This is a genomic window from Novosphingobium sp. CCH12-A3 (assembly GCF_001556015.1).
Classification (GTDB): Bacteria; Pseudomonadota; Alphaproteobacteria; order Sphingomonadales; family Sphingomonadaceae; genus Novosphingobium; species Novosphingobium subterraneum.
Map to the genome: position 1 here is coordinate 1 of NZ_LSIA01000097.1, position 732 is coordinate 732.

Genomic DNA, 732 nt, shown 5'->3' on the forward strand with positions numbered 1-732 from the left:
TTGTATGATCCGGGCCTTGTCAAGTTCGCATTGAACGGTTCCTTCTGTTGACGGGTTGGGGGCCCCCACACGCAATGCTCAAGGATTGGCTTCATTAGTTCCGAGGTCAGCTGATGCACTATCCGTGCATAGACTTGTATCCGGTCGAGGCCGTGGCCGCGTACCATAATCCGTATTCACATCCCCGGATCGAGCAAAGGCGGATGCGGACCAAACTACTACTGGGCGTTTTCAGGCGCCATCAACTTTCCCGGTCACACATCACACCAATCCGCGTCGCCTTATCGAGCCTGTTGCAACATAAGCATCAGGCGGCGCGGAGCTCGGCACCTTGAGGGACCAGACCGGTCTCCGCAAAGCGCCAAAGCGCGATTAACAATTTTCGGGCGAGCGCAACGATCCCCACCTTTGCCGCGCGAGCGCCGTTGCCTTTGAACCGGTTGCGATACCAAACGGTCAGTTCGCTACTTGGCTGATATTTCAACCAACACCACGCAAGCTCCACCATCTGCACACGTGTGCTTCGGTTACCGGCTTTGCTGATGCCCTGATCACGCGACACGTCGCCGCTGGCGAAGGGCGCCGGAGCTAACCCAAGGAAGGCCGCGACGTGTCGTCGGCTTTCGAACTTTCGGCAGAAAACCTCTGCAACCAACATTGCCGCGCTGTTCGGACCAATGCCCTTCAGCTGCTCAAGGCGAACCGCTTTCTCTCGGCATGGGAAGGTAGACT

The 732-nt window shown here is 57.5% G+C and carries 1 protein-coding gene; it reads right to left on the reverse strand.

Going from position 1 to position 732, the window contains the following annotated elements:
* Positions 1 to 307: 307 nt before the first annotated feature.
* Positions 308 to 732, reverse strand: a 425-nt coding sequence (locus tag AX703_RS07335) for a transposase (protein WP_156451953.1), incomplete at its 5' end; no start/stop codon positions are given.